A 26,155-nucleotide genomic window follows, 5' to 3' on the forward strand; every position below is an offset into this window, starting at 1 on the left:
CGGTAGCCTTGGGGGCAGCTCGTCTACCGATGAGTAACCGACTGGAGGCCTTTCCGTGAGCGACCCGATCCGCCCGCCGGGGTACGCGCCGGCCTGGCCGGCATCCTTTTTAGGGCCTTCGCAGCGGGCGTCGGCCTGGGAACGACTGGGCACCGAGCAGTTCGACGTCGTGGTCATCGGGGGCGGCGTGGTGGGCTCGGGATGCGCCCTGGACGCGGCGACCCGGGGGCTGAAGGTGGCGCTGGTCGAGGCGCGTGACCTCGCCTCGGGCACCTCGAGCCGGTCGTCGAAGATGTTTCACGGCGGGCTGCGCTACCTCGAGCAGCTCGAGTTCGGTTTGGTTCGTGAGGCGCTCTACGAGCGCGAGCTGTCGTTGACCACCCTGGCGCCGCACCTGGTCAAGCCGCTGCCGTTTCTGTACCCGCTGACCCGGCGGTTTTGGGAACGTCCGTACGTGGCCCTCGGCATGCTCCTTTACGATCGCCTTGGAGGTTCGAAATCGGTTCCGCCGCAAAAGCATTTGACGCGCGCGGGTGCGCTGCGGCTGTGCCCCGGGTTGAAGCGCAGCTCGCTGATCGGCGGTATCCGCTACTACGACACCGTCGTCGACGACGCGCGGCACACCATGACGGTCGCGCGCACCGCCGCGCATTACGGCGCGGTGGTGCGATCCTCCACCCAGGTGATCGCGTTGCTGCGCGAAGCCGACCGGGTGATCGGCGTGCGGGTGCGCGACTCCGAGGACGGTGCGATCACCGAGGTCCACGGGCACGTGGTGGTCAACGCGACCGGGGTGTGGACCGACGAGATCCAGGCGCTCTCCAGGCAGCGGGGGCGCTTTCAGATCCGGGCCTCCAAAGGTGTGCACATCGTCGTTCCGCGGGACCGGATCGTCAGCGACGTCGCGATCATCCTGCGCACCGAGAAGTCGGTGATGTTCGTCATCCCGTGGGGAAGCCATTGGATCATCGGAACCACCGACACCGACTGGGGTCTTGACCTGGCGCACCCCGCGGCGACCAAGGCCGACATCGACTACATCCTGGGCACCGTCAACACCGTGCTGGCCATTCCGTTGACCCACGCCGACATCGACGGCGTCTACGCCGGGTTGCGGCCGCTGCTGGCGGGGGAGAGCGACGAGACTTCCAAGCTGTCCCGTGAGCACGCGGTGGCGGTGACCGCTCCCGGCCTGGTGTCCATCGCGGGCGGCAAGTACACCACGTATCGGGTGATGGCCGCCGACGCCATCGACACTGCGGCGCAGTACATTCCGGCGCGGGTGGCACCGTCGATCACCGAGAAGGTCCGGCTGCTGGGCGCCGACGGCTACTTCGCGCTGGTCAACCAGGCCGAGCGGGTGGGCGAACTGGCGGGGCTGCACCCCTACCGGGTGCGCCATCTGCTGGACCGTTACGGGTCGCTGATCAGCGAAGTGCTGGCGTTGGCGGCCGACCGCCGCGACCTGTTGAACCCGATCACGGCGGCGCCGGTCTACCTGAAGGTGGAAGCCGCCTATGCCGCCACCGCTGAGGGCGCGCTGCACCTGGAGGACATCCTGACCCGGCGGATGCGGATCTCCATCGAATACCCGCACCGGGGTGTCGACTGCGCCCGCGAGGTGGCCGAAGTGGTCGCGCCGATACTGGGCTGGACCGACCGCCAGATCGACCGTGAGGTCGACACGTACGCCGCGCGCGTGCACGCCGAGATCCTCTCGCAGACCCAACCCGATGACGCGTCTGCGGACGCGTTGCGCGCCAGCGCACCGGAAGCGCGCGCCGAAATCCTCGAACCGGTGCCGCTTAATTGAGGCCCGAACCGACCCCCAGGCCCAAAGGTAGCCGCACCGGGGGCTACCGTCATCGGGAACTGCCCGACGAAGTGCCGGTGCCGTTCGACATCCCGGTGATCTATCGCGACGACGACATCGTGGTCGTCGACAAGCCGCACTTCCTGGCGACCATGCCGAGGGGCTGCCACGTCACGCAGAGCGCGGTGGTGCGGTTACGGCGCGAACTAGGGTTGCCGGAGCTGAGCCCGGCCCATCGGCTGGACCGGTTGACCGCCGGGGTGCTGTTGTTCACCGTCCGCCGTGAGCTTCGCGGGGCCTACCAGATGCTGTTCGCGCGCCGCCGGGTGCACAAAACCTATCTGGCGCGGGCGGCCGCTGATCCGGCGATCGAGTTGCCGTGCCTGGTACGCAGCCGGATCGTCAAACGGCGCGGCTGGTTGCAGGCCGTCGAAGAGCCCGGTGAGCCGAACGCCGAAACCCTGGTGGAGTTGGTAGCGCCGGATGGTCTTTACCGCTTGACGCCGCGAACCGGACGCACCCACCAGTTGCGGGTGCACATGGCCTCGCTGGGACTGCCGATCCAGGGAGATCCGTTGTATCCCAACGTTATCGACGTTGCACCCGATGACTTCACGATGCCCCTCCAATTACTGGCACACACCCTGGAATTCGCCGACCCGCTGACCGGTGAGCCGCGCCGCTTCGTCAGCCGGCGGTCGCTTCAACCGCATGAGACTCCCGCACGGCCCGGCGCAGGCCCGTCGGCCGGCGATGGCCGAACCGTTGCCGTCAGCAACGCTCGGCCCCCCGGGGCATGATCCGCAGCGGTTCTCGATCACCCCTGGGTGGCGGGTCCGGTGCGGGCGCCATGGCGTCGCGGCGCGTCCCGTCGGGCGCGCGGAGCCCGTCGAATACCTGGGTGGTGTTCCGCAGCGACGCCACCACCGCCCGGGTAGGGGCTGCGCCCTGGGTGACGGCGCGCAGCGTGTCCCACGCGCGAGTGGTCAGGGAGCCCGCCTTGCAGGAGCCGATTGTCGCAAGAGCGCTGATGCCGAGATGGTTCTGCAGTGTGAGCACGCTGGTGTCCTCCAGTAGTCCGGCGAGGTCGGTGAGTGATCTTCGGCGACGTCGTCGGCGCACTTTCAGTGACCAACGCGATGACCCTATCGGCAGGTAATCGGGTCATAGGCCAGTCAACGGTGACCAACCGTTGGGTGGCAGTTTTTCTGCCCATCCCCTTCTGCCCATTCCCTACGGTAGGTGCCCGCAGCCGGAAAGGCAACGCCCCACGCTGTTCCGGCGTGTCGGGATTCCAGGCTACCGATACGGGGATGACGGCCCGGTACCGGCGGTGCACCATCGCGTGAACAACATCTGAACGGGGCCCAAGCCCGGTGAATCGCGTGCCGCCCAAGTTGTCAACGCTGACACGACGGGCAGTAGAACATCACCCGACCGCCGCCGGTGTCCCGCATGATCAAGGTGCCGCAGCGGTGGCACTGCTGTCCGAAGCGTCCATAGACCCAAAGTCGGCGGCCCGCACGGGTGTCGCCGGTGGTGCAGCGGGCCCACCGGAAGCGGTTGGCCCACAGCATCTCTCGCGCGCGGGACACGAGCCGTGCCGGGTCGGCGATGACGCCGACCGGCGTGTTCGGCAGATGCCCGCTGACGAAACACAATTCATTGCAGTACACGTTGCCGATCCCGGCCATCACCCGTTGGTCCAGCAGTACCTCCGCGAGGGGCCGGCCCGGATCGGCGATGAGGTTGGCGGTGGCGACACGGGGATTCCAGTCCTCGCCGAGCAGATCCGGTCCCAGGTGCGCGACCACGTCGCCGTCGCGGTCGCGGTCGAGGATCTCCAGGACGGCCAGGTCGATGCCGAGGGCCCGGATACCGCCGGCTTCCAGGATGATCCGGGTCCGGTGGTCGGCACGCTGGCCTCGGCTGCCCACCCGCCAACTGCCGTCCATCTTCAGATGCGAGTGGATGCTGGCCGGCCCGACGCGGATGAACAGGTGCTTGCCGCGGCTGAGCACCTCGTCGACGACGTGGCCGCTGAGATCAACGGTCGCGAACCGCGGCACCCGGATGTCGCAGCGCGTTAACATGCGGCCCGCCAACGCCTGCCGCAGCGTGGCGGCGGTGTGCCAGACGGTGTCGCCCTCGGGCATCGGTTAGCGCAGCCTCAATCCGCGGGGTGTGCTGGCGAACCCGGCACCGACCAGTGCCGCATAACTCGGCGAGTCCCGCAGCTGCAGCACCGGCACGCCGTTAATTCGCTCGACCAGGATCGAGTCGACTCGTCGGCTGCCCACCAGATCCGCCAGCGCGGCGGCCGCCGCGTGGTTGGCCCCGGGATCGTCGGTGAAGCTGAGCAGTGAGCGGCCGCCGCGCTCCACAAACCACGCCAGCTCGCCGTCCACCAGCACCACCAATGCCCCGGCCTTGCGGCCCGGACGGGCCCCGGCGTCGTCCGCCGCGGTGGGGCACGGCCAGGGCAGCGCCGCCCCATACGGGTTGGCCGGATCGGCCGCGGCCAGCACCACGGCGTGGTGTTCGGGGCGCTCGGGGTCGGCGAGGGAGCCGGGCTCGTCGAGGTAGCCGCGCAGCCGGTCGACCGTGGAGGCGGCCGCGAACTGGGCGCCGCCCAGCGATTCGATGAAATACCCGCGCTGGCAGCGGCCGGCGTCCTCGAATCCGGTCAGCACCTTATAGAGCGTGGCGAAACCACCCGGCAGTCCTTCGGCCGCGACGGCGCCCTTGGTCACGACGCCGTGGCGGTGCAGCAGCAGCTCGGCTTGGTGGTGGGCCCGCAGCGTGGAGTCCGTTTCCGGCTCCGGCAGCGCGGACCAGCGCCCGGCCACGGTGGGGTCGGCGGCGCGGGTCGCCGCATGCGCGACGCTATAGCGGCTCAACCTGGGGGGCCGGCGGCCCCAGTGACCCTGCCGGTGCGCGGGCGTGGCGCGTCGGCGGGTGCCGGGGCCGCCGGATAACATCGCCCGCACCGGCGCGAAGGTGTCGCCGGTCACCCAGCCGGCCCAGACCAGCTCCCACAACGCCGTTTTCAGCTCCTGCTCGGTGATTGCGGCCTGGGCGAGCTGGCGGAAGAAAAAGGCGCCGCCGCCGGCGAGCGTATCCAGGATCACCCGGTGGGCGTCGGTGAACTCGATCGGGACCCCACCGGCCAGCGTCAGCGGCGCGCAGTCGGCGGTGTGAAAGGCGATCCAGCCATCGTTGCCGGAAATCGATCCGCAGCCCGACCAGATCACCTCCCCGGAGGCCAGCAGCTCGTCGAGCATCGCCGGTGAATAGTCACGCACCCGCGCCGTCAGCACCAGCGGCTCGACCGCCGAGGCCGGCAGCGGGAAACCGGCGAGCTGATCGATAACGGCAGCCAGACCGTCGATCCCGGACGCCGACTCCGCGCCGACCTGCTGCCAGGCCGGCAGGAAGCGCGCATAGGCCGCGGTGCTGACCGGCTCGATCTGGGCGCGCAGCGCCGCGAGCGAACGGCGCCGCAGGATCCGCAGCACCTCGGCGTCGCACCATTGCTCGCCCACCGCGTCCGCGCTGAACTCGCCGCGTACCAGGAGGCCGTCGGCCGCCAGCCGACCCAGCACGTCGGCGGTCACCGACAGCCCCAGGCCGAACCGGGCGGCCGCCTCGGCGGTGGTGAACGGCGCCCGGGTGCGGGCGTAGCGGCCGAGCAGCTCGCCCAGAGGGTCGGCGACCGCCTCGGTGAAGCTGGCCGGCACTCCGACCGGCACCGCGACCCCCAGCCCGTCGCGCAGCCGGCCGATGTCCTCGACGGCCACCCACCAGGTTCGTCCGGCGAAGGACACGCTCAGCGCGCGTTTTGCGGCGTGCAAACCCGCCAGCCAGCCACCCACGTCGGCCCCGCCGGCGCGCTCGGACACCTCCTGCTCGGTCAGCGGGCCCAGCAGCCGCAGCAAATCGGCCACCGCCTCGGCATCCCGGGCCGCCCGTTCCGGCGAGAGATGCTGCAGCTGGCGTCCGGTTGCGGCCACCACGTCCGGGTCGAGCAGGTCCCGCAGCTCGACCCGGCCCAAAAGCTCGGCCAGCAGCCTGGTATCCAGTGACAGCGCCGCGGCGCGGCGCTCGGCGAGCGGACTGTCGCCCTCGTAGATGAACGCCCCGGCGTAGCCGAACAGCAGCGAGGCCGCGAACGGCGACGGGGTCGCGGTCTCGGCTTCGGCCACCCGCACCCGGCGCTGCGCGATGCCGGTCATCAACTCGGTCAGGGCCGGCACGTCGTAGACGTCCTGCAGGCATTCGCGCACCGTCTCCAGCACGATCGGGAAGTCGGGGTATTTGCGGGCCACATCGAGCAGTTGGGCGGCGCGCTGCCGCTGGTGCCACAGCGGGGAGCGGCGCCCCGGGTGGCGCCGCGGCAGCAGCAGGGCGCGGGCCGCGCATTCCCGGAACCGCGACGCGAACAGCGCCGAACCGCTCACCTCGGCGGTGACGATCGGGTCGATTTCGTCGGGATCGAACACGAATAACTCCGCACCGGGCGGCGAGCTCCCGGCGTCCGGGCCGCACTCGGGGAGCGTGTCGGGTAACCGCACCACGATGCCGTCGTCGGAGGCCGTCGGTTTCTCGTCGATGCCGTAGCGGTCCCGCAGCCGCCTCGCGACCGCCAGCGCCAGCGGGCCGTGCACCCGCAGGCCGTACGGCGAGTGCAGGATCACCCGCCAATCGCCGAGTTCGTCGCGGAAGCGTTCCACCAGCAGCGTCGTGTCGGTGGGGACAACAGCCGTGGCCCTGCGCTGATCCTGCAGCAGCCGCCACAGGTTGTCGGCGGCGTAGGCATCGAAACCCAGGGCAGCGCAACGCGCATCGAATGCCGTGCGATCAAGGCGGGCGAGTTCGCCGGTGAACGCGCCGATCGCACGGCCCAGCTCCGCCGGGCGCCCGGCGTCGTCGCCGCGCCAGAACGGCAACCGGGCGGGCTCTCCCGGCGCGGGGATCACCAGCACCCGGTCGGGGGTGATCTCGGTGATCCGCCAGCTGGTCGCGCCCAGCGAGATCACATCGCCCGGGCGTGACTCATAGACCATCTCCTCGTCGAGTTCCCCGACCCGCGAGGGCTTTTCGGTAGCCAGCCAGACGGTGAACAGCCCGCGGTCGGGGATCGCGCCGCCGGAGGTGACGGCCAGCCGCTGCGCGCCGGGGCGTGCGGTCAGGGTGGCGGTGTCGCGGTCGTAGACCAGCCGTGGCCGCAACTCGGCGAACTCCGTGGACGGATATTTGCCGCTGAGCAGATCCAGGGTCGCCTCGAATGCGCTGCGCGGCAGCGTGGCGAACGGCGCGCTGCGCCGCACGGTGTCGAACCAGCGCTCGACGTCCAGCGGCCCTGCCGCGGCCGCCGCCACGGTGTGCTGCGCCAGGATGTCCAGCGGGTTGGTGGGCACCCGCATCGTCTCGATCTGCCCGGCGAGCATGCGTTGAGCGGTGACCGCGCAGCGAATCAGGTCGGTGCGGTGCTTGGGAAGCAGCACACCTCGGGAGGTTTCGCCGACCTGATGGCCGCCGCGGCCGATGCGCTGCAAGCCGCTGGCCACCGAGGGCGGTGCCTCCACCTGGACCACCAGGTCGACCGCGCCCATGTCGATGCCGAGTTCCAGGCTCGAGGTCGCCACCACCGCTTTGAGCCGGCCAAGTTTGAGATCCTCTTCGACCGCAGCGCGTTGCTCCTTGCTGACCGAGCCGTGATGAGCGCGCGCGAGCACCGGTGCGGCGCCGTAGGTTTGGCCGCTCCCCAAAAGCTGTGCGGGCGCGCCCCCCGCGACCTGGGGGTTGCTGACGACGGGTAACTCGACACCGCAGCGTTGGGCATGGATCTCGTTGAGCCGGGCGGTAAGCCGTTCAGCGAGTCGCCGCGAGTTGGCGAACACGATCGTCGAGTTGTGCGCTTCGATCAAGTCGGCTAGGCGGGCCTCGACGTCGGGCCAGAGGGTGTTGTTCGCCAGGTTTGCCATATCGGGCACCGGCACCTGCACGGTCAAATCGAGGGTTTTCGGCGATGGGGGCGCGACGATCGTCGTCGGGGATTGGCCGGACAAAAATCGCGCCAGCTCCCGCGGTGGGCGCACGGTCGCCGACAAACCGATCCGCTGTGCCGGGCGCTGCAAGAGATTGTCGAGGCGTTCCAGCGACAACGCCAGGTGCGCACCGCGCTTGGTGCCGGCGATCGCGTGCACCTCGTCGACGATCACCGTTTGCACCCCGGCCAGGGTCTGGCGGGCGGCCGAGGTCAGCATCAAAAACAGCGACTCCGGGGTGGTGATCAGCACGTCGGGTGGCCGGGCGACGAGCTGGCGGCGCCGTGCGGGCGGGGTATCACCCGATCGCACGCCGACACTGATCTGCGGGACGGGCCGGTGCCGGCGCTGGGCGATTCGGGTAATCCCGGCCAGCGGCGTGCGCAGATTGCGTTCGACGTCGACCGCCAGCGCCTTGAGCGGCGACACATACAGCACCCGGGTGCCCGCAGAGCGTGCCGGTGCGCCGGCCGCCCGGCTCAGGCTGTCCAGGGCCCACAGGAACGCCGCCAGCGTCTTCCCGGAGCCGGTCGGCGCGATGACCAGCGTGTTGTGACCCTCGGCGATCGCCGACCAGGCGCCGGCCTGAGCCGGGGTCGGCGCGGGGAACGTGCCGGTGAACCATTCCCGCGTCGGTTCGGAAAACAGGGCCAGCGGGTCTGGCCGCGCTGCAGCGCTCACCGGTCGCTCGGGTCAACCCACTGCGGCCCGTGGCGCGGCACCCGGGCCCGGCCGGTTACCGGGCCGTTCACCACCGGCGAGCGTGGCGAAAGCCGCCGGCGCGGGAGTTCTGAGCCGCTCGAGCCCGTCATGATGCGCGGAACGCTCAGCACCGTTCGAGCGTCAGCGCTGCCGCCAACTGGGCCGGAATCCCGGGCACCCGGGAAACCGCGTCCAGCAGCGCGTGCGCGCAGGCGTCGGAAAGCTGGCCTGCGTCGGTAGCGAGGTCCATGATCCGCTGGCGGCACAACTCGAAGGTGAACGCCAGCCAGCCGTGCACCACCATCCGCAGGATGCGCTCGACTTTCGGGTCAAGCTCCATGTCGGGGCCCCCGATCTCGCTGATGCGGCTCATCACGTGTTCCAGCTGCCGGTTTTTGGCTTCGTCGTCGATACCGAGCAGCACCGGGTCCGAACGGCCGATGCCGACATAGGCGGCCCAGGCGGAGTGCGGGTGCTCTTGCTGATACTGCATGTAGGCGAGCACGCCGGTACGGACCTCGTCGAACAGTGTCTGGCCCGGCAGTGGCAGGTGGCTGGTGGCTTCGATCAACCGGTCGGCCTCGTCCTTGACGACCGCGGCGAAAAACGCCCGTTTGTCGGGGAAGTAGTGGTACATCAGCGCCCGCGACACCCCGGCACGCTCGGCGATCTCGTCGATGCGGACCTCATCGTAGGGTCGTTGGCCGAAAATCTCGGCGCCCAGCGCCAGCAACTCGGCACGCCGGTCGTCCGGGGTCAGCCGCCGGCGCCTCGCTTGCATGACACCGATGTTAACGTGCCGGTGCTCGCCCACTACGCACTAGTGACAATTTGACAATTTCTTATCAGGTTCTTACCGGCAAATTCTCACCGGCAGATTCTCACCGGCGGATCGGTGACCGTGCCCTGGTGGCTACCCGTCCAACGATCACGCCGGGAACTCAGCTGCCGAAACCTCCACCCGCAGACGGGGCGGGAAGGTCCCCGGTGCCCGGAGCCGTTGCGTTCAGCCGGCCGGCGGCAAAGGCGGCACCCTGGTCGACCATTGCACCGTCCTCCGCATAGCCCTGGTGGGCGGCGAAATTCATCCCGTCAGAGCACACCGGGTCCTCGGCAGCGCACAACTTGATGGTCTTGGCCTGATAGGCCGGGCCGATGACGACCGGCGGCTCGCCGAGGAAGTTCATGGCCCGGGCGTTGGGCATGCCGAACAGGACGATCGCGGCGACGTGATCGGCGACCTCGGGCGCCAGCGGTTTGGGTACGGTCGCGGGGTCGATTCCGTCGGGCACCGCCGGCGAGGTGACAAAGCCCATGACGGCCGCACCCTGGGAGTACCCGCCGAGCACCATCTTGGTCTGGGGACAGCTCGATACCGTGGACACCAGGTGAGCACCGGCGTCCTTAATCCCCTCGATGCCGGTGTCCCAGTGGTCGCTGGCCGGGTAGTTGACCGGGTAGACGGCCATCGACTTTGCCCCCACGCGCGGGCGCAGCGAAGCGACGAACGCCTCTCCGGTGGGGCCCAGCCCGGGCGGCTCCCCGGTACCCCGGGCGAAGACGACGTCGATGTCCGGGCACGGCTGGGCGGACGCGGCCGGAGCCGCAAAGCCCGAGAGGGCCGGGGCGGCGAAGCCCCCCGCCGCGAGCATCGCACAGCCCACGAAACGACACAGGCGAGGTGTGGTCATGGCCGATGAGGTTCCCATGCACGCATGACCTTAAACCTGAAGTTGTCGAAATTCTCGGTAAAAGATTCTCGAACCCCGCTCTTCCCGCGGGACCTGTGGGGGTCACCGCACCGCCGCGGCTGACGGCGGGCGCGGACCATTGCCGGACCGCCCGAGGACCACTTAAAGGAAGCGCACACCCTGTGCCAGCGGTAACTCCGAGGAGTAGTTGACGGTATTGGTGGCTCGGCGCATATAGGCCTTCCACGCGTCGGAACCGGATTCGCGGCCGCCGCCGGTCTGCTTCTCGCCGCCGAACGCGCCGCCGATCTCCGCACCCGAGGTACCGATGTTGACGTTGGCGATGCCGCAGTCCGATCCGTCAATGAAGCGTTCTGCCTCGCGGATGTCGGTGGTGAATATTGCCGACGAAAGACCTTGTGGCACACCATTATTGAGCGAGATCGCTTCGTCCAGATCATCGTAGGTCAACACGTAGAGGATCGGTGCGAACGTCTCGGTCGCGACGACGGGCGTCTGTGACGGCATGCGCACCAGTGCCGGCGCCACGTAGTACGCGCTTTCCGGGAACCCCTCGTGCCGGCGTTCACCGCCGATGACCTCACCGCCGTCGGCGCGAGCCTGCTGCAGTGCCGCCACCATGGCGTGATAGGCGGTCCGGTGGATCAGCGGCCCGACCAGCGTGCCCTCGGCCGACGGGTCTCCGATCGGCAGCCGAGCGTAGGCGGCGAGGACCCGGGCCACCACCTCGTCGGCCACCGAGCGGTGCACGAGCAGCCGGCGCAGGCTGGTGCAGCGCTGCCCGGCGGTGCCGGCGGCGGCGAACACGATGGCCCGTACCGCTAAATCCAAATCCGCCGACGGCGTCACGATGGCGGCGTTGTTGCCGCCCAGCTCGAGCAACGCCCGGCCGAAACGCCGGGCGACCCGGGGGCCGACCTGTTCACCCATCCGCACCGAGCCGGTCGCCGACACCAGCGCGATCCGGTCGTCGTCGACCAGCCGTTCCCCGAGGTCGCGGCCGCCCAGGACCACGCCGCTCACCTCCGGTGGCGCCTCGGCGTCCGCGACGGCCCGGGCGATCAGCGCCCGGCAGGCCAGCGCGGTCAACGGGGTCAGCTCGGAGGGTTTCCACACCACGGTGTCCCCGCAGACCAGCGCCACCGCGGCGTTCCACGCCCAGACCGCGACCGGGAAGTTGAACGCGGTGATCACGCCCACCACCCCGAGCGGATGCCAGGTCTCTAGCAGCCGATGCCCGGGACGCTCGGAGGCGATGGTGCGCCCGTAGAGCTGACGTGACAGGCCCACGGCGAAGCGGCAGACGTCGATCATCTCCTGCACCTCGCCGAGGGCTTCGGAGGTGATCTTGCCCACCTCGATGGTCACCAGGGTGGCCAGGTCGTGCCGGTGGATGGTGAGCAGCTCGCCCAGTCGGTGCACCACCGCCCCACGCACCGGCGCCGGTGTGCGGCGCCACACCGAGAACGCTTGTGCAGCAGCGGCAATCGTGTCATCGGCCTGTTCCGGGGTGGTCTGGGCGACGGTGAACAGCACGTCGCCGGTGATTGGCGTGCGCGCCGGCAGCCCCGGGGCATTCGGGTCGCCGAGGCGATCGGGGACGCCGATCTCTTCGAAAACGCGCCGCACTCGGGCGCGTAATTCCTCCGCGGCGGGCAGCCGGTTGGTGCCCGCCCGCGAGCGATGCCGGTCGGGCGGTGAGCCCGAACCACGCCGGGCGCCCGGTTCGGTCGCGCTCACCTGCGGACCTCCTGGGGCGGGCCGTCGCTGCGATAGTCTCCGCCCATGGGTGAGTCGCTCGACGACATCGACCGGACGCTGGTGCGCGCGCTGGTCGCCAACGGGCGCGCCACGCTGGCGGAGTTGGCTTCCGGCACCGGGCTGTCGGTGTCGGCGGTGCAGTCGCGGGTGCGCCGGCTGGAATCACGCGGCGTGGTGACCGGGTATACGGCCCGGATCAACCCGGAGGCGGTGGGCAACCTGCTGTCGGCGTTCGTGGCCATCACCCCTCTCGATCCTTCCCAACCCGATGATGCGCCCGCCCGCCTCGAACAGTTCGAGGCGATCGAGTCCTGTCATTCGGTGGCCGGCGAGGAGAGCTACATCCTGTTCGTGCGGGTTGCGTCTCCGCGGGCGCTGGAAGATCTCCTGCAACGAATCCGCACGGCGGCAAACGTCCGTACCCGCAGCACCATCATATTGCACACATTTTTCAGCGGACGCCAATATATACCGTAACCTTTCCTGGACAATCGTTAATATTCCGTAAAAAACCGCGCTATCATGGTTTTATGATTGCGGCAGCGGCGGTCGATCGGGACATCCGACCGGGTCAGGTTCGTGCGGTGCTGTCCCGCAGTATGTTGCTCGACGGTCTCGACCTGGTGCTGGATCTGAACCGCTCGGCCGGTTCTTACCTGGTCGACGCCCGTGACGGTCGTCGTTATCTGGATATGTTCACCTTCGTCGCATCCTCGGCACTGGGCATGAACCACCCGGCGCTGGCTGAAGACGAGGCGTTCCGAGCCGAGCTCACCGAGGCGGCGATCAACAAACCCAGCAACTCCGACGTGTATTCGCTGCCGATGGCCCGCTTTGTGCAAACCTTCACGCGGGTACTGGGCGACCCGGCGTTGCCGCATCTGTTCTTCATCGACGGTGGCGCCCTGGCGGTCGAGAATGCGCTGAAGGTCGCATTCGACTGGAAGAGCCGGTACAACGAGGCCCACGGCATCGATCCCACGCTGGGTACCCGAGTGCTGCACCTGCGCGGGGCCTTTCATGGCCGCAGCGGCTACACCCTGTCGCTGACCAACACCGGATCCGTTGCCGTGGCGCGTTTCCCGAAGTTCGACTGGCCGCGCATCGACGCGCCCTATATCCGTCCCGGGCTGGATGGGCCGGGCATCGAAGCGCTGGAAGCCAAGTCGCTGCAACAGGCTCGCGCGGCGTTCGAGGCACACCCGCACGACATCGCCTGTTTCATCGCCGAACCCATCCAGGGGGAGGGCGGCGACCGGCATTTCCGGCCCGAGTTTTTTGCCGCGATGCGTGAGCTGTGCGACCACCACGACGCCCTGTTGATCTTCGATGAGGTGCAGACCGGCTGCGGGTTGACCGGAACCGCCTGGGCGTACCAGCAATTGGGGGTCGCACCTGATGTGGTGGCCTTCGGCAAAAAGACACAGGTATGCGGGGTGATGGCCGGGCGCCGAGTCGACGAAATCGCCGACAACGTGTTCGCCGTCCCTTCTCGGCTCAACTCGACGTGGGGCGGCAATCTCACCGACATGGTTCGGGCGCGGCGCATTCTCGAGGTGATCGAAGCCGAGGGACTGTTCGAGCACGCCGCCGAGCAGGGCCGCTACCTGCGCGCCCGGCTCGACGAACTGGCCGCCGGCTTTCCGGAACTGGTGCTCGACCCCCGCGGGCGCGGTTTGATGTGCGCCTTCAGTCTGCCGAGCACCGCAGCGCGCGACGAGTTGATCCGCCGACTGTGGGAGCGTCAGGTGATCGTGCTGCCCAGCGGCACCGACAGTGTGCGGTTCCGCCCGGCACTGACGGTGTCCCGCGGGGAGATCGACGCGGCGGTCGGTGCCGTCCGCGGCGCGTTGGCCGACATGCGATCGGCGGGCTGATTTTTCGAAGGTTGCCGGCGGTAGTCGACGAATATGCGTGACGAACTCGGCGTCAGAGCACGGTTGCGCGCAGAATGGTACTGATGCCGCCGGTCGGGCGATGACGCTGCGGACGGCCGAACCCGCAGAGAGGTTCCCAGGATGCAAAGACCACGCGAGAGCTGGCCCGGCGACCCGCTGGGCCAGGAAAACGGCGAGGTCCAGGCGGCGGTCCGGTTCGCGGCCCTGGCCACCGTCGCCGGTGTGGGTTTTCTCATCCTGGCCGCGTTGTGGGTCAGCACCTGCAGCGGGGAACTGAGCGTGGACACCGCGGCCTGTGGCAAACCCCAGCGGGTGCTGTTGGCGTTAGGGGCGCCGGCGATCCTACTGGGCTGCGGGATCAGGGCTTTCGTGCGGACCTATCGGGTCTGGCATGAACGGGGCATCTGGTGGGCGTGGCAGGGCGCCGGATGGTTTTTGCTGATGCTGATGCTGTTGACGCTTACCCTGGGTGTTCCCCCGATCGCGGGCCCGGCGCTGGGCGGCTGACGGCCGTCGGCGGTGCGCCGCTGGGCCGGGGCTGGGTCCGGCGTCGTTGTCGATGGCGGCTGCGCCCGCCCCCTACGTGGCGTGGCTTTCGGCCACCGCCGCGCGGGCCGAGCCGCACCGCCGCTCAGGCCGAGCTAAGGCCGCCGCAGCCGCCTAGCCGCGTTTACGATGACGGTGCCCCCGGCGGTGATCGGCCGCCAACCGCAGCCCGCTAACGGCAGCCAAATGGCGGCCCGGCTCTTAGCCGACGTGCTGGCGCGGCCGGCTCTCGGGATGCGCGGCATGCCATTGTGCGTCGATACGGGCCACGCGGCGGCGTTCCACGACACACCAGAGCGTTCCGGCAATCGTTCCGAGCACGGTGATAAGCCCCGTCGTCGCGAGCCACTCATAGTGTTCGTAGGCCGCAGCCGCGGCGGTGGCGATCATCCCGAATAACGCGACGACGAGCAGGATGAACCCGGGCCAGAGCAAATTGTCCTTCATCGTCATCCCGGCGTGCGGCAGCGTGGTCCGCCAGCGATCCGTCGGATCGTGATGCGTATCTCCCATCGGCTCCCTCCGTCCTCGGCGAGTGAGCAAATACTACTTCGGCGACGGACCCGACGAAATGCCTTGATTTAGCGGTGACCGGCGGATTTTACCGGTGACCGGCGGTTCCGCCGCCGTGCAACGGCACTAAGCCGCCGTCCTGCAGGGTCCCGCGGCAGCCCGCGCCGGCTGGTCAGGCAGCGCCGGCCTCACCGCGAACCAACACGTCGGGCACCGAGATCGCCCCGATCGTTGTGACCAGCCACACCACAACCGTGGTGGCCACCCACGACGCGATGCCGTCGATGCGAAGCCCTTCGGTGAGCGCCGAGGCGAGACCGAGGGCGACAACGGTGAGTGCCAGACCGGTTCCGCCGAGCATCAGCGACGCATAGGCACGAGGTAATTTCACGATCAACAGAGATAGGCCTGCCTGCGCCACCGCGAACAGCAGCGTTGCGACGATGAACCCCGACGCCGCTACCGCGACCCCGGGAACAACCCACGCCGCGACCAGGAGCCCCATCGCCCACGATCCCAGAAACACAACCCCACGCAGCAGGATTTGCTTCATAGTAGTCAGCGTAGGGTGTCAGACCGGGGCTGTCATCGGCCCGTCCCGGGACGAGTGCGGCGCCGGCCGATGTGGTGCGGCCGCCCCGGCCGTGCGCGGAGGGGTGAATTGTGTTGTGGCGACAGAGGTTAGGTCAAAGCGACGGATTGGGGCGGCGCCGCGGCGGTGGTTGCAACGGCCTGTTTTAATCCCTGCGACAAGCGGGTACCCAGGGTCGCATGACCTGGATGAAGCTGATGGGCAAAGGCCCGGGTGCGGCTCACCGCGACTCCCCGATCATCGGGGAGAAGACCACCAGGGGTGGAGCCGGGGGTGCTCATGACTGAGCCGCTCGAAGGCGGTTCGGGTTCGATGCGGGCGGCGCCGGGAGGTCATCTGACCGCGGAACCCCCGGCCGACCGGCCACGACGGGGTGATCGCGCAATCGAGTTGCGGGTCGGCGCACGTCTGGAAAACCTGGCGGTGCTGCGCACGCTGGTCGGCGCGGTCGGCACCTTCGAGGACCTGGACTTGGACGCGGTGGCGGACCTGCGGCTGGCGGTGGACGAGGTGTGCACCCGGTTGATCCGCTCGGCGGTCCCGGACGCCACCCTTGTTGTGGTCGTCGACCCGCGAGATGACGAATTGGTGGTGGATGTTTCGGCGAAGTGTCGGACCTACGATGTGCTGGCGCCGGGCAGCCTCAGCTGGCACGTCCTGAGGTCGTTGGCCCACGGCGTGCACACCTTCCACGATGACCGCGGGCCCGATGAAGGCGGCGGGGTGTTCGGGATCAGCCTGACGACGCGACGGGCGGGCCCCGGCAGGTCCAGGTGACGTCGCGAGCTGTCGGGGCCGCCAGCTCGCGAGCCGATGAATACGCCGACGTTCGCGAGATGTTTCGCGAACTGGCGCGCCTCGATGCTGACTCGGCCGAGTTCCGGCGCCATCGAGACCAGATCGTCAACCGCTGCCTACCGTTGGCCGATCACCTCGCGCGCAGATTCGAAGGCCGGGGTGAACCCCGTGAGGACCTGGTTCAGGTCGCGCGGGTGGGGTTGGTCAACGCGGTCGACCGGTTTGTACCCGCCACCGGTTCGGATTTCGTGTCCTTCGCGGTGCCCACCATCATGGGTGAGATCAAGCGTCACTTTCGCGACAACAGCTGGTCGGTCAAGGTTCCCCGGCGGCTGAAGGAGTTGCACCTGGAGCTCTGCGCCGCCGCCGCCGAATTGTCGCAACGGCTCGGCCGGGCGCCGACCGCATCCGAACTCGCCGAAGAACTCGCCGTGGACCGCACCGAGGTGGTCGAGGGTTTGGTGGCCGGAAGCTCTTACCGCACGTTATCGATCGACAGCGGCGGCGGTGCCAGCGACGACGAGGGGGCTGCTATCACCGACCGCCTCGGTGATCTGGACGCCGGGCTCGAGCGGATCGAGAATCGAGAAGCGTTGCGCCCCTTGCTGGATGCACTGCCCGAGCGCGAACGAGTGGTGCTGGCGCTGCGGTTCTTCGAGTCGATGACACAGTCGCAGATCGCCGAGCGGGTCGGAATCTCCCAGATGCATGTGTCGCGGCTGCTCGCTAAATCGTTAGCGCGACTGCGCGACGCGTTGGAGTAGCACGCCCGCGTCTTGCCGAATAACGGTCATTTGATCTCGGCGAGTACCGTGCCCTGGGTGATAGCGGAGCCGGCCTCGACGGCCAGTCCGGTGATGGTGCCATCCTTGTGCGCGGTCACCGGGTTCTCCATCTTCATCGCTTCGAGCACCACCACCAAGTCCCCGGCGGCAACCGTCTGTCCCTCCTCGACCGCGACCTTCACCACGGTGCCCTGCATGGGAGCGGTCACCGCATCGCCCGATGCCGCAGCTCCGGCGAGCGCACCCCGCTTGCGGGGCCTGGGTTTTCTGCGGATGACACCGGCGGGAGCGCCGCCGTTGGACAGTGCCAGGTTGGCGGGTAGTGACACCTCAAGGCGGCGGCCGCCGACTTCCACGACCACCTTCTGCCGCGGTCGGGCACTCTCGTCCTCGAGGGGCTCGCCGCCGGTGAAGGGTTCGATGGTGTTGTTCCACTCCGTCTCGATCCAGCGGGTATGCACCGAGAAGCCGTTCTCATCCCCGACGAACGCCGGGTCGCGCACGATCGCCCGGTGAAACGGGATCACCGTGGCCAGGCCCTCGACCTCGAACTCATCGAGGGCGCGCCGGGCGCGTGCGATGGCCTCCTGGCGGGTGGCACCGTGCACGATCAGCTTGGCCAGCATCGAGTCGAACTGGCCGCCGATGACCGAGCCCGTCTCGACGCCGGAGTCCAGCCGCACTCCCGGGCCGGTGGGCGGGTGGAATTTGGTCACCGGCCCCGGTGCCGGCAGGAAGTTGCGCCCGGGGTCTTCGCCGTTAATCCGGAATTCGATAGCGTGTCCCCGCGGCTCGGGGTCTTCGGTGATGTCCAGCGTGTCACCGTTGGCGATCTTGAACTGCTGCAAGACCAAATCAATACCCGCGGTTTCCTCGGTGACCGGATGCTCCACCTGCAGCCGGGTGTTGACTTCCAGAAACGAGATCAGACCGTCCTGGCCCACCAGGAACTCCACGGTCCCGGCGCCGTGGTAGTGCGCCTCTTTGCAGATCCGCTTGGCGGATTCGTGAATCTCCCGGCGCTGGGCATCGGTCAAAAACGGCGCCGGCGCTTCTTCGACCAGTTTTTGGTAGCGACGCTGCAGTGAGCAATCCCGGGTGCCCGCGACCACGACGTTGCCGTGCTGGTCGGCGATCACCTGTGCCTCGACATGACGTGGTTTGTCCAGGTAGCGCTCCACGAAGCACTCGCCGCGGCCGAACGCGGCCGTGGCCTCGCGGACCGCCGACTCGTACAACTCGGGGATTTCGTCGAGCGTGCGGGCCACCTTCATGCCCTTGCCGCCCCCGCCGAAGGCCGCCTTGATCGCGATCGGCACCCCATACTCTCGGGCGAAAGCCACCACCTCGTCGGCGTCCTTGACGGGATCGGGGGTGCCGGGCACCAGGGGGGCCTGGGCGCGGGCGGCGATGTGCCGGGCGGTGACCTTGTCACCGAGGTCGCGGATCGCCTGCGGGCTGGGTCCGATCCAGATCAGGCCGGCGTCGATGACCGCCTGCGCGAAGTCCGCGTTCTCCGCCAAAAACCCATAGCCGGGGTGAATGGCGTTGGCGCCGGACTTCGCGGCGGCATCGAGGAGCTTACCGAAGTCCAGATACGACTCCGCCGATGTCTGTCCGCCCAGTGCGAACGCCTCGTCGGCCAGCCGGACGTGCAGCGCCTCGGCATCGGGCTCGGCGTACACCGCGACGCTGGACAGGCCGGCGTCGCGGGCCGCGCGGATCACCCGCACCGCGATCTCACCGCGATTGGCGACCAGCACTTTGGAGATCCTCGAGCTGGCATGACTGGGCACTGCGCCTCCTGTCTGGCATCTCAGCGGAGATTCTCTAAGAGAATTTCTTACAACGGTGTCGGGGGAAGTCTAAGCGCCGCGCCGCGAGTCGGCTCAGCCGGTGTCTTAGCCTCGGGCCGCCTGGCGTAATCGCTGCTTGATCCGCGCCAGCATCGCTGACATCCCACGCAGCCGCAGCGGGCTGATCAACGCCGCCAGACCCAGATCGGCGTAGAAGTCTTCGGGCACGGCAAGAATGTCGGTGGCGGGCTGTTCATCCAGGCCGGCCGCCAGGATCGCCGCGAACCCGCGGGTGGTGGGCGCCTCGGCCGGAGCACTGAAATACAGCCGGACCCGCTGCGGGTCACTGGCATCGACGTGCAGGAACAGTGGGGATTGGCACTCGGGCACCGGCTCCATCGCCGCCTCTTGCAATTCGGCGGGCAACGGCGGCAGGTCGTTGGCGAATTCCAGCAGCAGCCGCAGCTTGTCGGGGCCCTGAACTTCGGCGAAGTCGGACACCACCTCGGCCAGCGGCGCGGGCAGGGTCATAGCGCCGGTACTTCTCCGGGTTCCTCGCCGGCGACGATCGGCACCCGCACGGTGTTGCCCCACTCGGTCCACGACCCGTCGTAGTTGCGGACACCGGGCTTGCCGAGCAGGTGCGTCAGCACGAACCAGGTGTGGCTGGATCGCTCGCCGATGCGGCAGTAAACGATAGTCTTGTCGTCCGGCTTGATGAAGCCGTAGATCGTCTCCAGCTCCTCGCGGCTGCGAAACCGCCCGGTCTCATCCACCGCTTTCCCCCAGGGAATGTGCACCGCCGTCGGGATATGCCCGGCGCGCAGCGCGCCCTCTTCGGGGTAGTCGGGCATGTGGGTGCGCTTGCCGGTGTACTCCTCCGGTGAGCGCACGTCGATCAGCGGCTGGCTGCCGAGGCTGGCCAGGACGTCATCTTTGAACGCGCGAATCGGTTCGTCGTTGCGCTGCACGACCGGGTAACCGCTCGAGGTTTTGGTGGGAACCTCCAATGTGGTCTCGCGGCCCTCGGAGAGCCAGAGATCGCGCCCGCCGTTGAGCAGCCGCACATCGGGATGGCCGAACAACGTGAACACCCACAGCGCGTAGGCCGCCCACCAATTGCTCTTGTCGCCGTAGATCACCACGGTGTCATCGCGGGCGATGCCTTTGCGGTCCATCAACTCGGCGAATTGCTCGCCGTTGATGTAGTCCCGCACACGTGGCTGGTTGAGGTCGGTATGCCAGTCGATCTTCACCGCGCCGGGAATATGGCCGACGTCGTAGAGCAGCACGTCCTCGTCGGATTCGACGATGACCAGGCCGGGTTGGCCCATGTTGGCGGCCAGCCAGTCGGCGGTGACCAGCCGTTCCGGGTGGGCGTAGGACTGCAGGCTGGGGCTTGGGTCTGGCGGTAGTGGCACGTCTTAAGCCTACCTACCATGACCTTGCCCGGGCCAGCCGCCGGAATCGGCGCCCGTGGACGTGGTCTCGGTGACCGGATTGGCCCTCCACAACGCCGCGATTGACAACCCGGCCCGGTGCAGCAGTGAGCGCGTTGCCGGCAGCCCCAGGCCCACCACCGCCGACGGGTCGCCGTCGACGTTGTCGATGAACCAGCCGCCCAGCCCGTCCAGCGTGAATCCACCCGCGACCCGCAGGGATTCCCCACTGGCCAGGTAGGCATCGAGGTCCTCTGGTGATGGTACGCCGAAATGCACAGTGGTTACTGATGTTTCAATGCCACGGTAGATAATTTGGTTGTGTTGCAATCGGATTACGCAGTGCCCGGTGTAGAGTTGGCCGGCCCGGCCCGCCATCGATTGCCAAAGCCCCCGGGCCTCAGCGATGGATTGCGGTTTGCCGCAGAGTCGGTTGTCGATGTGCAGCATCGAATCGCAGCCGATGACAACACAATCTGCCGCGATCTCACGATCGACGTCGACGGCGACCCGTTCGGCCTTTACCTGGGCCAGGGCACCCACCACGTCCCGCGGTGAGGTGTCCGGTGCCAGTGCGGCGGTGACGGCATCCTCATCGACAGCCGGGGTCAGGACCAGCGGTTCGATGCCCGCTTGGCGAAGCACCTTGAGCCGCCCCGGAGACGAGGACCCGAGCACCACGCGGGTCATCGGCGCCGCTTCGTGATCCCGGCTTCGCCGGCATCGTCGTCCCCGGTGGGGATCATCGGCGCATGTGGGTCCGTTCCAGCAGCGTGACGCGCTGCCAGCTGAAGATGGGATAGCGCAGTTTGTCGACGGGATGTCCCCACATGTTGCGCTCGACGGGTCCGGGGTCGGCCGGGCCGGCGCCGATACTGCCCAGAACCGCGATCAGCGCGGCCAGCTCCTCATCGGTGGGCTGGCCTTTCACGATCTGGATATGGGGCTCGTGTTGGTCATCCGACTCGGTGGGGGTTGGCTGGTTCGTCTTACTCCCGTCGCTCACTGCGTTCGCTCCGCTCGTTCGACTCGGTGGGGGTTGGCTGGTTCGTCTTACTCCCGTCGCTCACTGCGTTCGCTCGCTCGTTCGACTCGGTGCGGCTGGTTCGTCTTACTCCCGTCGCTCACTGCGTTCGCTCCGCTCGTTCGACTCACGGGTGCTCACAGGGGGATGTTCCCGTGCTTCTTGGGTGGCAGCTGGGCGATCTTTCGTTCCAAAAGCCGCAGTGAGGTGGCGACGTAGCCGCGAGTGTGTGACGGCGGGATGACCGCGTCCACATATCCTCGCTCGGCGGCGATGTACGGGTTGACCAGGGTGTCCTCGTACTCCTGCTGCAGCTTCAGCCGCAGCGCGTCGACATCCTCGCCCTTGGCGGCGGCCTCGGTGAGCTGCTGGCGATAGACGAAGCCAACCGCGCCGGAGGCACCCATCACCGCGATCTGCGCCGTCGGCCAGGCGACGCAGACGTCGGCGCCCATGTCCTTGGAGCCCATCACGCAGTAGGCACCGCCGTAGGCCTTGCGGGTGATGACGGTGATCTTGGCGACGGTGGCCTCGCCGTAGGCATAAAGCAGCTTGGCGCCGCGGCGGATGATGCCGTTGTACTCCTGGTCGGTGCCCGGCAGAAAGCCCGGCACGTCCACCAGCATGACGATCGGGATGTTGAAGCAGTCGCAGGTCCGCACGAAGCGGGCCGCCTTCTCCGAAGCGTTGATGTCCAGACAGCCGGCGAACTGGGTGGGCTGATTGGCGACGATACCCACCGGACGGCCCTCCACCCGGCCGAACCCCACAATGATGTTGTTGGCGTAACCGGCCTGCACCTCGAGGAATTCGTCGTCATCGAGGATGCGGGTGATCACCTCGTGCATGTCGTAGGGCTGGTTGGGGGAGTCCGGGATCAGGGTGTCCAATTCGAGGTCCTCGGTGGTGAGGTTGTCCTCGATGGCGCCCTCGGCAACCGGTACGGCGTATCGCGGCGGATCGGCGTAGTTGTTGGGCGGAAGGTAGCTCAACAGGTCGCGTACCCAGTCGAAGGCGTCCTGCTCGCCGGAGGCGACATAGTGGGCCGTTCCGGATTTCGCCATGTGGGTATGGGCCCCGCCTAACTCCTCCATCGTGACGTCCTCGCCGGTCACGGTCTTGATGACGTCCGGGCCGGTGATGAACATCTGGCTGGTCTGGTCGACCATGATCACGAAGTCGGTCAACGCCGGGGAGTAGACGTGCCCGCCCGCGGCGGCCCCCATGATCAGCGAGATCTGCGGGATCACCCCGGAGGCCAGGATGTTGTTGTGGAAGATCCGGCTATAGAGGCCCAGCGAGACCACGCCCTCCTGAATGCGTGCGCCGGCGCCGTCGTTGATGCCGATGAGCGGGCGGCCGGTCTTGATCGCCAGCTGTTGTACCTTGACGATCTTCTCGCCGTACACCTCGCCGAGGCTGCCGCCGAACACCGTGGCGTCCTGGCTGAAGATGCACACATCGCGCCCGTCGATGGTGCCGTAGCCGGTCACCACGCCGTCGCCCAACGGGCGCTTGGCGTCCAGGCCGAAGTTGGTGCTGCGGTGGCGCGCCAGGGCGTCCAACTCGACGAACGAGCCCTCATCCAGCAAGGCGTAAATGCGCTCGCGGGCGGTCAGTTTGCCCTTCGCGTGCACCTTCTCGACCGCGTCCTCGCCGACCGGATACCGGGTCTCTGCGGTCCGCTTGCGCAGCTCAGCCAGCTTGCCCGCCGTGGTGTGGATGTCGATGGTGTGCTCGGCGGCGGGTTCGGCACGGTGGTCGGTAACGCTTGTCATGGCCATCGAGCTTAGCCGTCGGGTCCCGTCCGGCCCCTAAGCTGGGCGGCGATGGACGGTGATGTGCCCAGGCCGCCGCTGGATGCGCCGACGATAGGTGACGGTCTGGTGGGGCCGGGGCTGCCATGGCGCCGGCTTGACGTGGTCGAGGAGACCGGCTCCACCAACGCCGACCTGCTGGCCCGGTGCGCGGCCGGCACCGACATCGACGGGTCGGTGCTGCTCGCCGAATACCAGAACGCCGGCCGCGGACGCCACGGCAGGCAATGGTCGGGCCCGCCCCGTTCCCAGATCGCCATGTCGGTCGGGGTCAGCGCGTCGTCGGTTCCCCCCTCGGGGTGGGGCTGGCTGACGTTGGCGACCGGTGTGGCGGTGGTCGACGCGCTGGCCGAGATGCCCGGCGTGCAGGCGGGTCTGAAATGGCCGAACGACGTGATGCTCGGCGGCGGCAAGCTGGCCGGTATCCTCGCCGAAGTCGCCGCGCCCGCCCCGACGATCGTGGTGGGCCTGGGGCTCAACGTCACGATGACGGCCGACGAAGCACCCGATGACGCGGCCACCTCGTTGTTGCTGGCGGGATCACCAGCCGACCGAAACGCGCTGACCTCCGGTATTCTTCGTGCACTGGCCAGACGCATCCGGCAGTGGCGCGCCGGCGGGGGCGCCGGTCGGGAGCTGCACGACGACTACCGCCGCTACAGCCTGACGCTGGGTCGGCGGGTGCGGGCGACGCTTCCCGGTGGCCGCCATCTCGTCGGCCTTGCCCGGGACGTCGACGAGTTGGGCCGGTTGCGCATCGACACGGGCGAACACACGGTGACGCTATCGGCCGGCGACATCACCCACCTGCGAGCGCTCTAGGTGCCGGCGTGCGCTATCCCGACAATGTGTTGGCCGGCGACGAACAGGTGGTCGTGCATCGCACCCGCACTGGAATTTTGCGACATTCCGCGGGTGGCACAAGTGCCCGCGCTGCCCTATCACGAGGTCTTCGACACCCTCGAGTCCGATGAATCGCCCAGCTGACGAAACCGGTTGGCGCGCGATCGCCACGAGCGCAGCAGGGTGACGTTGCCGCCCTCGATGTTGTCTTCGAAGACCTCGGCGAATCCGCCCGCCGTGAGGGTGGACTCGAGTGCCTTCTCGGGGTTGCGCCCGAACTCGTCGGGGAACACCCAGCGCCGGAACGCCCAGAAGCGGAACGCCATCTGCAGCAGATTGCCGATGATGTAGGCGGCGATGAAGTCGGCGATGTTCTCCACCGTCAACGACACCGTGGGCACCCGCAGCTGCAGGATGTAGTGGGAGACCCACAACGGTGCCAGGGCGAGCAGCACGCCCCCCCCGCTGAACGCGAAGAACAGCAGCGCCTCGTGGTGGCGTTCGCGGCCGCCGCGGTCGCGGAAGCTCCACTCCCTGTTCAAGATGTAGGAGGCGATGACGGCGACGATCCCGGAGATGACCTTGGCCGTCACGGGTTTGGGCTCGAGCACGGTGAGCTTTAGGGTGTAGAAGATCGCCGAGTCGATGACGAACGTGGTGGCACCGACGATGGCAAACTTGATCAGCTCGTGATGGCGTTCGACGTATGGTCGGACGAGCCCAGGTAACCGCGCGATCGTGGCATCGGCAAAGGACACAGTTTGGCAGTGTACGTACCGCCGGTGACCCGTGCGCCGCGACGGTGTCACCACCGTTAAATACTTGCTCAGCCGCCATGACACCATGAATGGCGTGCCCGCAGCCCGCGCCGCTGCGCCGCTGGTCGCCATGGTCGGCGGCGGTCAGCTCGCCCGGATGACCCACCAGGCGGCGATCGCGTTGGGTCAGTCGCTGCGGGTGCTGGTCACCGATGCCCACGAGCCGGCCGCTCAGGTCACCCCGGATGTGGTGATCGGCTCGCACACCGACCTCGACGACCTGCGCCGCGTGGCGGCCGGGGCGGACGTGGTGACCTTCGATCACGAGCATGTCCCGATCGAGCTGCTGGAGAAGCTGGTCGCCGAAGGCGTCAACGTGGCACCCTCGCCGCAGGCCCTGGTGCACGCCCAGGACAAGCTCCGGATGCGCCGCCGGCTGGCGTCGGTGGGCGCGCCGGTGCCGCGTCACGTCGGCGTCGAGAGCCTCGACAACTTGGCCGATATCGACGCCTTCGTCCGGCGGATCGGGGGTCCGGTCGTGGTCAAGGCGGTCCGCGGTGGTTATGACGGGCGCGGAGTGCGGATGGCGCGTGATCTGGCGCATGCGCGGGAGACCGCGGCCGAGTTTCTGACCGCCGGCGTGGCGGTGCTGGTCGAAGAGCGGATCACGCTGCGCCGGGAGTTATCGGCGCTGGTGGCACGCTCCCCCTTTGGCCAGGGCGCGGCCTGGCCGGTGGTCGAGACGGTGCAGCGGGACGGTATTTGCGTGCTGGTGATCGCGCCGGCGCCGGACCTGTCCGAGGACACCGGCACCGAGGCGCAGCATCTGGCCTTGCGCTTGGCGGCCGAGCTGGGCGTCGTGGGCGTGCTGGCGGTCGAGTTGTTCGAGACCACCGCGGGTGCGCTGCTGGTCAACGAGCTCGCGATGCGGCCGCACAACTCCGGGCACTGGACCATGGACGGGGCCCGCACCAGTCAGTTCGAGCAGCATCTGCGCGCGGTGCTCGACTACCCGCTCGGGGAGACCGCCGCGACCGTTCCGCTGACCGTGATGGCCAACGTGCTGGGTGCCCCGCAGCCGCCGGCGATGACCGTCGACGAACGACTGCACCACCTGTTCGCCCGGATGCCCGACGCCCGAGTTCACCTCTACGGCAAGGACGAGCGCCCGGGCCGCAAGATCGGGCACGTCAACCTGCTCGGCGCCGACGTCGCCGATCTGGCGACCCTGCGGGAACGCGCCGAGCGGGCGGCACACTGGTTATCCCACGGACAGTGGACCGACCGATGAGCCCCGCCGGCGGCGAT

At 68.4% G+C, this 26,155-nt stretch carries 24 protein-coding genes; 9 read left to right on the forward strand and 15 right to left on the reverse strand.

The window, feature by feature from the left end:
- The first annotated feature begins 55 nt into the window (after positions 1–55).
- Together QJR12_RS11070 and QJR12_RS11075 are read left to right on the forward strand one after the other, a co-directional pair.
- A complete protein-coding gene (locus tag QJR12_RS11070; protein WP_300581938.1) occupies positions 56–1,813 on the forward strand; it encodes a glycerol-3-phosphate dehydrogenase/oxidase in 1,758 nt (585 codons plus the stop codon).
- Complete coding sequence (locus QJR12_RS11075; protein WP_300581941.1) at positions 1,810–2,613, forward strand: pseudouridine synthase; 804 nt, start codon at positions 1,810–1,812, stop codon at positions 2,611–2,613. Before QJR12_RS11070 ends, QJR12_RS11075 begins: the two co-directional genes overlap by 4 nt.
- Here the strand turns inward: QJR12_RS11075 and QJR12_RS11080 are convergent.
- From QJR12_RS11080 to QJR12_RS11105, 6 genes are all read right to left on the reverse strand, one after another.
- The gene (locus tag QJR12_RS11080; RefSeq protein ID WP_300581943.1) at positions 2,585–2,872 is read right to left on the reverse strand and encodes a hypothetical protein; all 288 of its coding nucleotides are present in this window, start codon (positions 2,870–2,872) and stop codon (positions 2,585–2,587) included. The genes QJR12_RS11075 and QJR12_RS11080 overlap by 29 nt on opposite strands.
- 341 nt (positions 2,873–3,213) lie before the next feature.
- Positions 3,214–3,969: an endonuclease VIII Nei2 gene (nei2, locus tag QJR12_RS11085; RefSeq protein WP_300581946.1), complete on the reverse strand. Its 756-nt coding sequence runs from the start codon at positions 3,967–3,969 to the stop codon at positions 3,214–3,216.
- 3 nt (positions 3,970–3,972) lie between these two features.
- Positions 3,973–8,544, reverse strand: a complete 4,572-nt coding sequence (locus QJR12_RS11090) for an ATP-dependent helicase (protein WP_300581949.1) — start codon at positions 8,542–8,544, stop codon at positions 3,973–3,975.
- Positions 8,545–8,689: 145 nt separating this feature from the next.
- The gene (locus tag QJR12_RS11095; protein WP_300581951.1) at positions 8,690–9,346 is read right to left on the reverse strand and encodes a TetR/AcrR family transcriptional regulator; all 657 of its coding nucleotides are present in this window, start codon (positions 9,344–9,346) and stop codon (positions 8,690–8,692) included.
- Positions 9,347–9,506: 160 nt separating this feature from the next.
- Entirely contained in the window at positions 9,507–10,274 is a 768-nt protein-coding gene (locus QJR12_RS11100) for a cutinase family protein (RefSeq protein ID WP_300581954.1), read from the reverse strand.
- A 144-nt stretch (positions 10,275–10,418) separates the two neighbouring features.
- Positions 10,419–11,906 (reverse strand): aldehyde dehydrogenase family protein, encoded by a 1,488-nt coding sequence (locus tag QJR12_RS11105; RefSeq protein WP_300582433.1) that lies wholly within the window; start codon positions 11,904–11,906, stop codon positions 10,419–10,421.
- 156 nt (positions 11,907–12,062) lie between these two features.
- Between QJR12_RS11105 and QJR12_RS11110 the strand changes: the two genes are divergently transcribed.
- The 3 genes from QJR12_RS11110 (at position 12,063) to QJR12_RS11120 (ending at position 14,443) form a co-directional block, all read left to right on the forward strand.
- Complete coding sequence (locus tag QJR12_RS11110; protein ID WP_300581956.1) at positions 12,063–12,515, forward strand: Lrp/AsnC family transcriptional regulator; 453 nt, start codon at positions 12,063–12,065, stop codon at positions 12,513–12,515.
- A gap of 53 nt (positions 12,516–12,568) precedes the next feature.
- Positions 12,569–13,915 (forward strand): L-lysine 6-transaminase, encoded by a 1,347-nt coding sequence (gene lat / locus QJR12_RS11115; RefSeq protein WP_300581958.1) that lies wholly within the window; start codon positions 12,569–12,571, stop codon positions 13,913–13,915.
- Positions 13,916–14,056: 141 nt separating this feature from the next.
- Positions 14,057–14,443, forward strand: a complete 387-nt coding sequence (locus QJR12_RS11120; RefSeq protein WP_300581960.1) for a hypothetical protein — start codon at positions 14,057–14,059, stop codon at positions 14,441–14,443.
- A 240-nt stretch (positions 14,444–14,683) separates the two neighbouring features.
- On the opposite strand, the gene usfY is transcribed toward QJR12_RS11120, so the two are convergent.
- Entirely contained in the window at positions 14,684–14,995 is a 312-nt protein-coding gene (gene usfY, locus QJR12_RS11125; RefSeq protein ID WP_300581963.1) for a protein UsfY, read from the reverse strand.
- A gap of 172 nt (positions 14,996–15,167) precedes the next feature.
- Positions 15,168–15,548 carry a phage holin family protein gene (locus QJR12_RS11130; RefSeq protein ID WP_300581965.1) on the reverse strand — a complete coding sequence of 127 codons (381 nt, stop codon included), beginning with the start codon at positions 15,546–15,548 and terminating at the stop codon, positions 15,168–15,170.
- Positions 15,549–15,899: 351 nt separating this feature from the next.
- On the opposite strand from QJR12_RS11130, the gene QJR12_RS11135 reads away from it, so the two are divergent.
- Together QJR12_RS11135 and QJR12_RS11140 are read left to right on the forward strand one after the other, a co-directional pair.
- On the forward strand, positions 15,900–16,364 hold the full coding sequence (locus QJR12_RS11135; protein ID WP_300582435.1) for an ATP-binding protein: 465 nt from the start codon (positions 15,900–15,902) through the stop codon (positions 16,362–16,364).
- Positions 16,361–17,149, forward strand: a complete 789-nt coding sequence (locus QJR12_RS11140; protein WP_300581967.1) for an RNA polymerase sigma factor SigF — start codon at positions 16,361–16,363, stop codon at positions 17,147–17,149. The genes QJR12_RS11135 and QJR12_RS11140 overlap by 4 nt, the downstream gene beginning before the upstream one ends.
- A gap of 26 nt (positions 17,150–17,175) precedes the next feature.
- Here QJR12_RS11140 and QJR12_RS11145 read toward each other — a convergent pair whose 3' ends face one another.
- The 6 genes from QJR12_RS11145 to QJR12_RS11170 form a co-directional block, all read right to left on the reverse strand.
- Positions 17,176–18,966 (reverse strand): acetyl/propionyl/methylcrotonyl-CoA carboxylase subunit alpha, encoded by a 1,791-nt coding sequence (locus tag QJR12_RS11145; RefSeq protein WP_300581969.1) that lies wholly within the window; start codon positions 18,964–18,966, stop codon positions 17,176–17,178.
- A gap of 105 nt (positions 18,967–19,071) precedes the next feature.
- Complete coding sequence (locus QJR12_RS11150) at positions 19,072–19,497, reverse strand: SufE family protein (protein ID WP_300581971.1); 426 nt, start codon at positions 19,495–19,497, stop codon at positions 19,072–19,074.
- Positions 19,494–20,387 carry a sulfurtransferase gene (locus QJR12_RS11155; protein WP_300581974.1) on the reverse strand — a complete coding sequence of 298 codons (894 nt, stop codon included), beginning with the start codon at positions 20,385–20,387 and terminating at the stop codon, positions 19,494–19,496. The genes QJR12_RS11150 and QJR12_RS11155 overlap by 4 nt, the downstream gene beginning before the upstream one ends.
- A 9-nt stretch (positions 20,388–20,396) precedes the next feature.
- Positions 20,397–21,095 carry a nucleoside triphosphate pyrophosphatase gene (locus QJR12_RS11160; RefSeq protein WP_300581978.1) on the reverse strand — a complete coding sequence of 233 codons (699 nt, stop codon included), beginning with the start codon at positions 21,093–21,095 and terminating at the stop codon, positions 20,397–20,399.
- A gap of 52 nt (positions 21,096–21,147) precedes the next feature.
- Positions 21,148–21,411, reverse strand: a complete 264-nt coding sequence (locus tag QJR12_RS11165) for an acyl-CoA carboxylase subunit epsilon (RefSeq protein WP_300581980.1) — start codon at positions 21,409–21,411, stop codon at positions 21,148–21,150.
- Between the two features lie 155 nt (positions 21,412–21,566).
- Complete coding sequence (locus tag QJR12_RS11170) at positions 21,567–23,207, reverse strand: acyl-CoA carboxylase subunit beta (RefSeq protein ID WP_300581983.1); 1,641 nt, start codon at positions 23,205–23,207, stop codon at positions 21,567–21,569.
- A gap of 51 nt (positions 23,208–23,258) precedes the next feature.
- Between QJR12_RS11170 and QJR12_RS11175 the strand changes: the two genes are divergently transcribed.
- Positions 23,259–24,068 (forward strand): biotin--[acetyl-CoA-carboxylase] ligase, encoded by an 810-nt coding sequence (locus QJR12_RS11175; protein WP_300581986.1) that lies wholly within the window; start codon positions 23,259–23,261, stop codon positions 24,066–24,068.
- Between the two features lie 119 nt (positions 24,069–24,187).
- Here QJR12_RS11175 and QJR12_RS11180 read toward each other — a convergent pair whose 3' ends face one another.
- A complete protein-coding gene (locus QJR12_RS11180; RefSeq protein WP_300581989.1) occupies positions 24,188–24,847 on the reverse strand; it encodes a GtrA family protein in 660 nt (219 codons plus the stop codon).
- An 85-nt stretch (positions 24,848–24,932) separates the two neighbouring features.
- Between QJR12_RS11180 and QJR12_RS11185 the strand changes: the two genes are divergently transcribed.
- Positions 24,933–26,138: a 5-(carboxyamino)imidazole ribonucleotide synthase gene (locus tag QJR12_RS11185; RefSeq protein ID WP_300581991.1), complete on the forward strand. Its 1,206-nt coding sequence runs from the start codon at positions 24,933–24,935 to the stop codon at positions 26,136–26,138.
- The last annotated feature ends 17 nt before the right edge of the window (positions 26,139–26,155 follow it).

Origin of the sequence: Mycobacterium sp. (assembly GCF_029961025.1) — a bacterium.
GTDB lineage: Bacteria > Actinomycetota > Actinomycetes > Mycobacteriales > Mycobacteriaceae > Mycobacterium.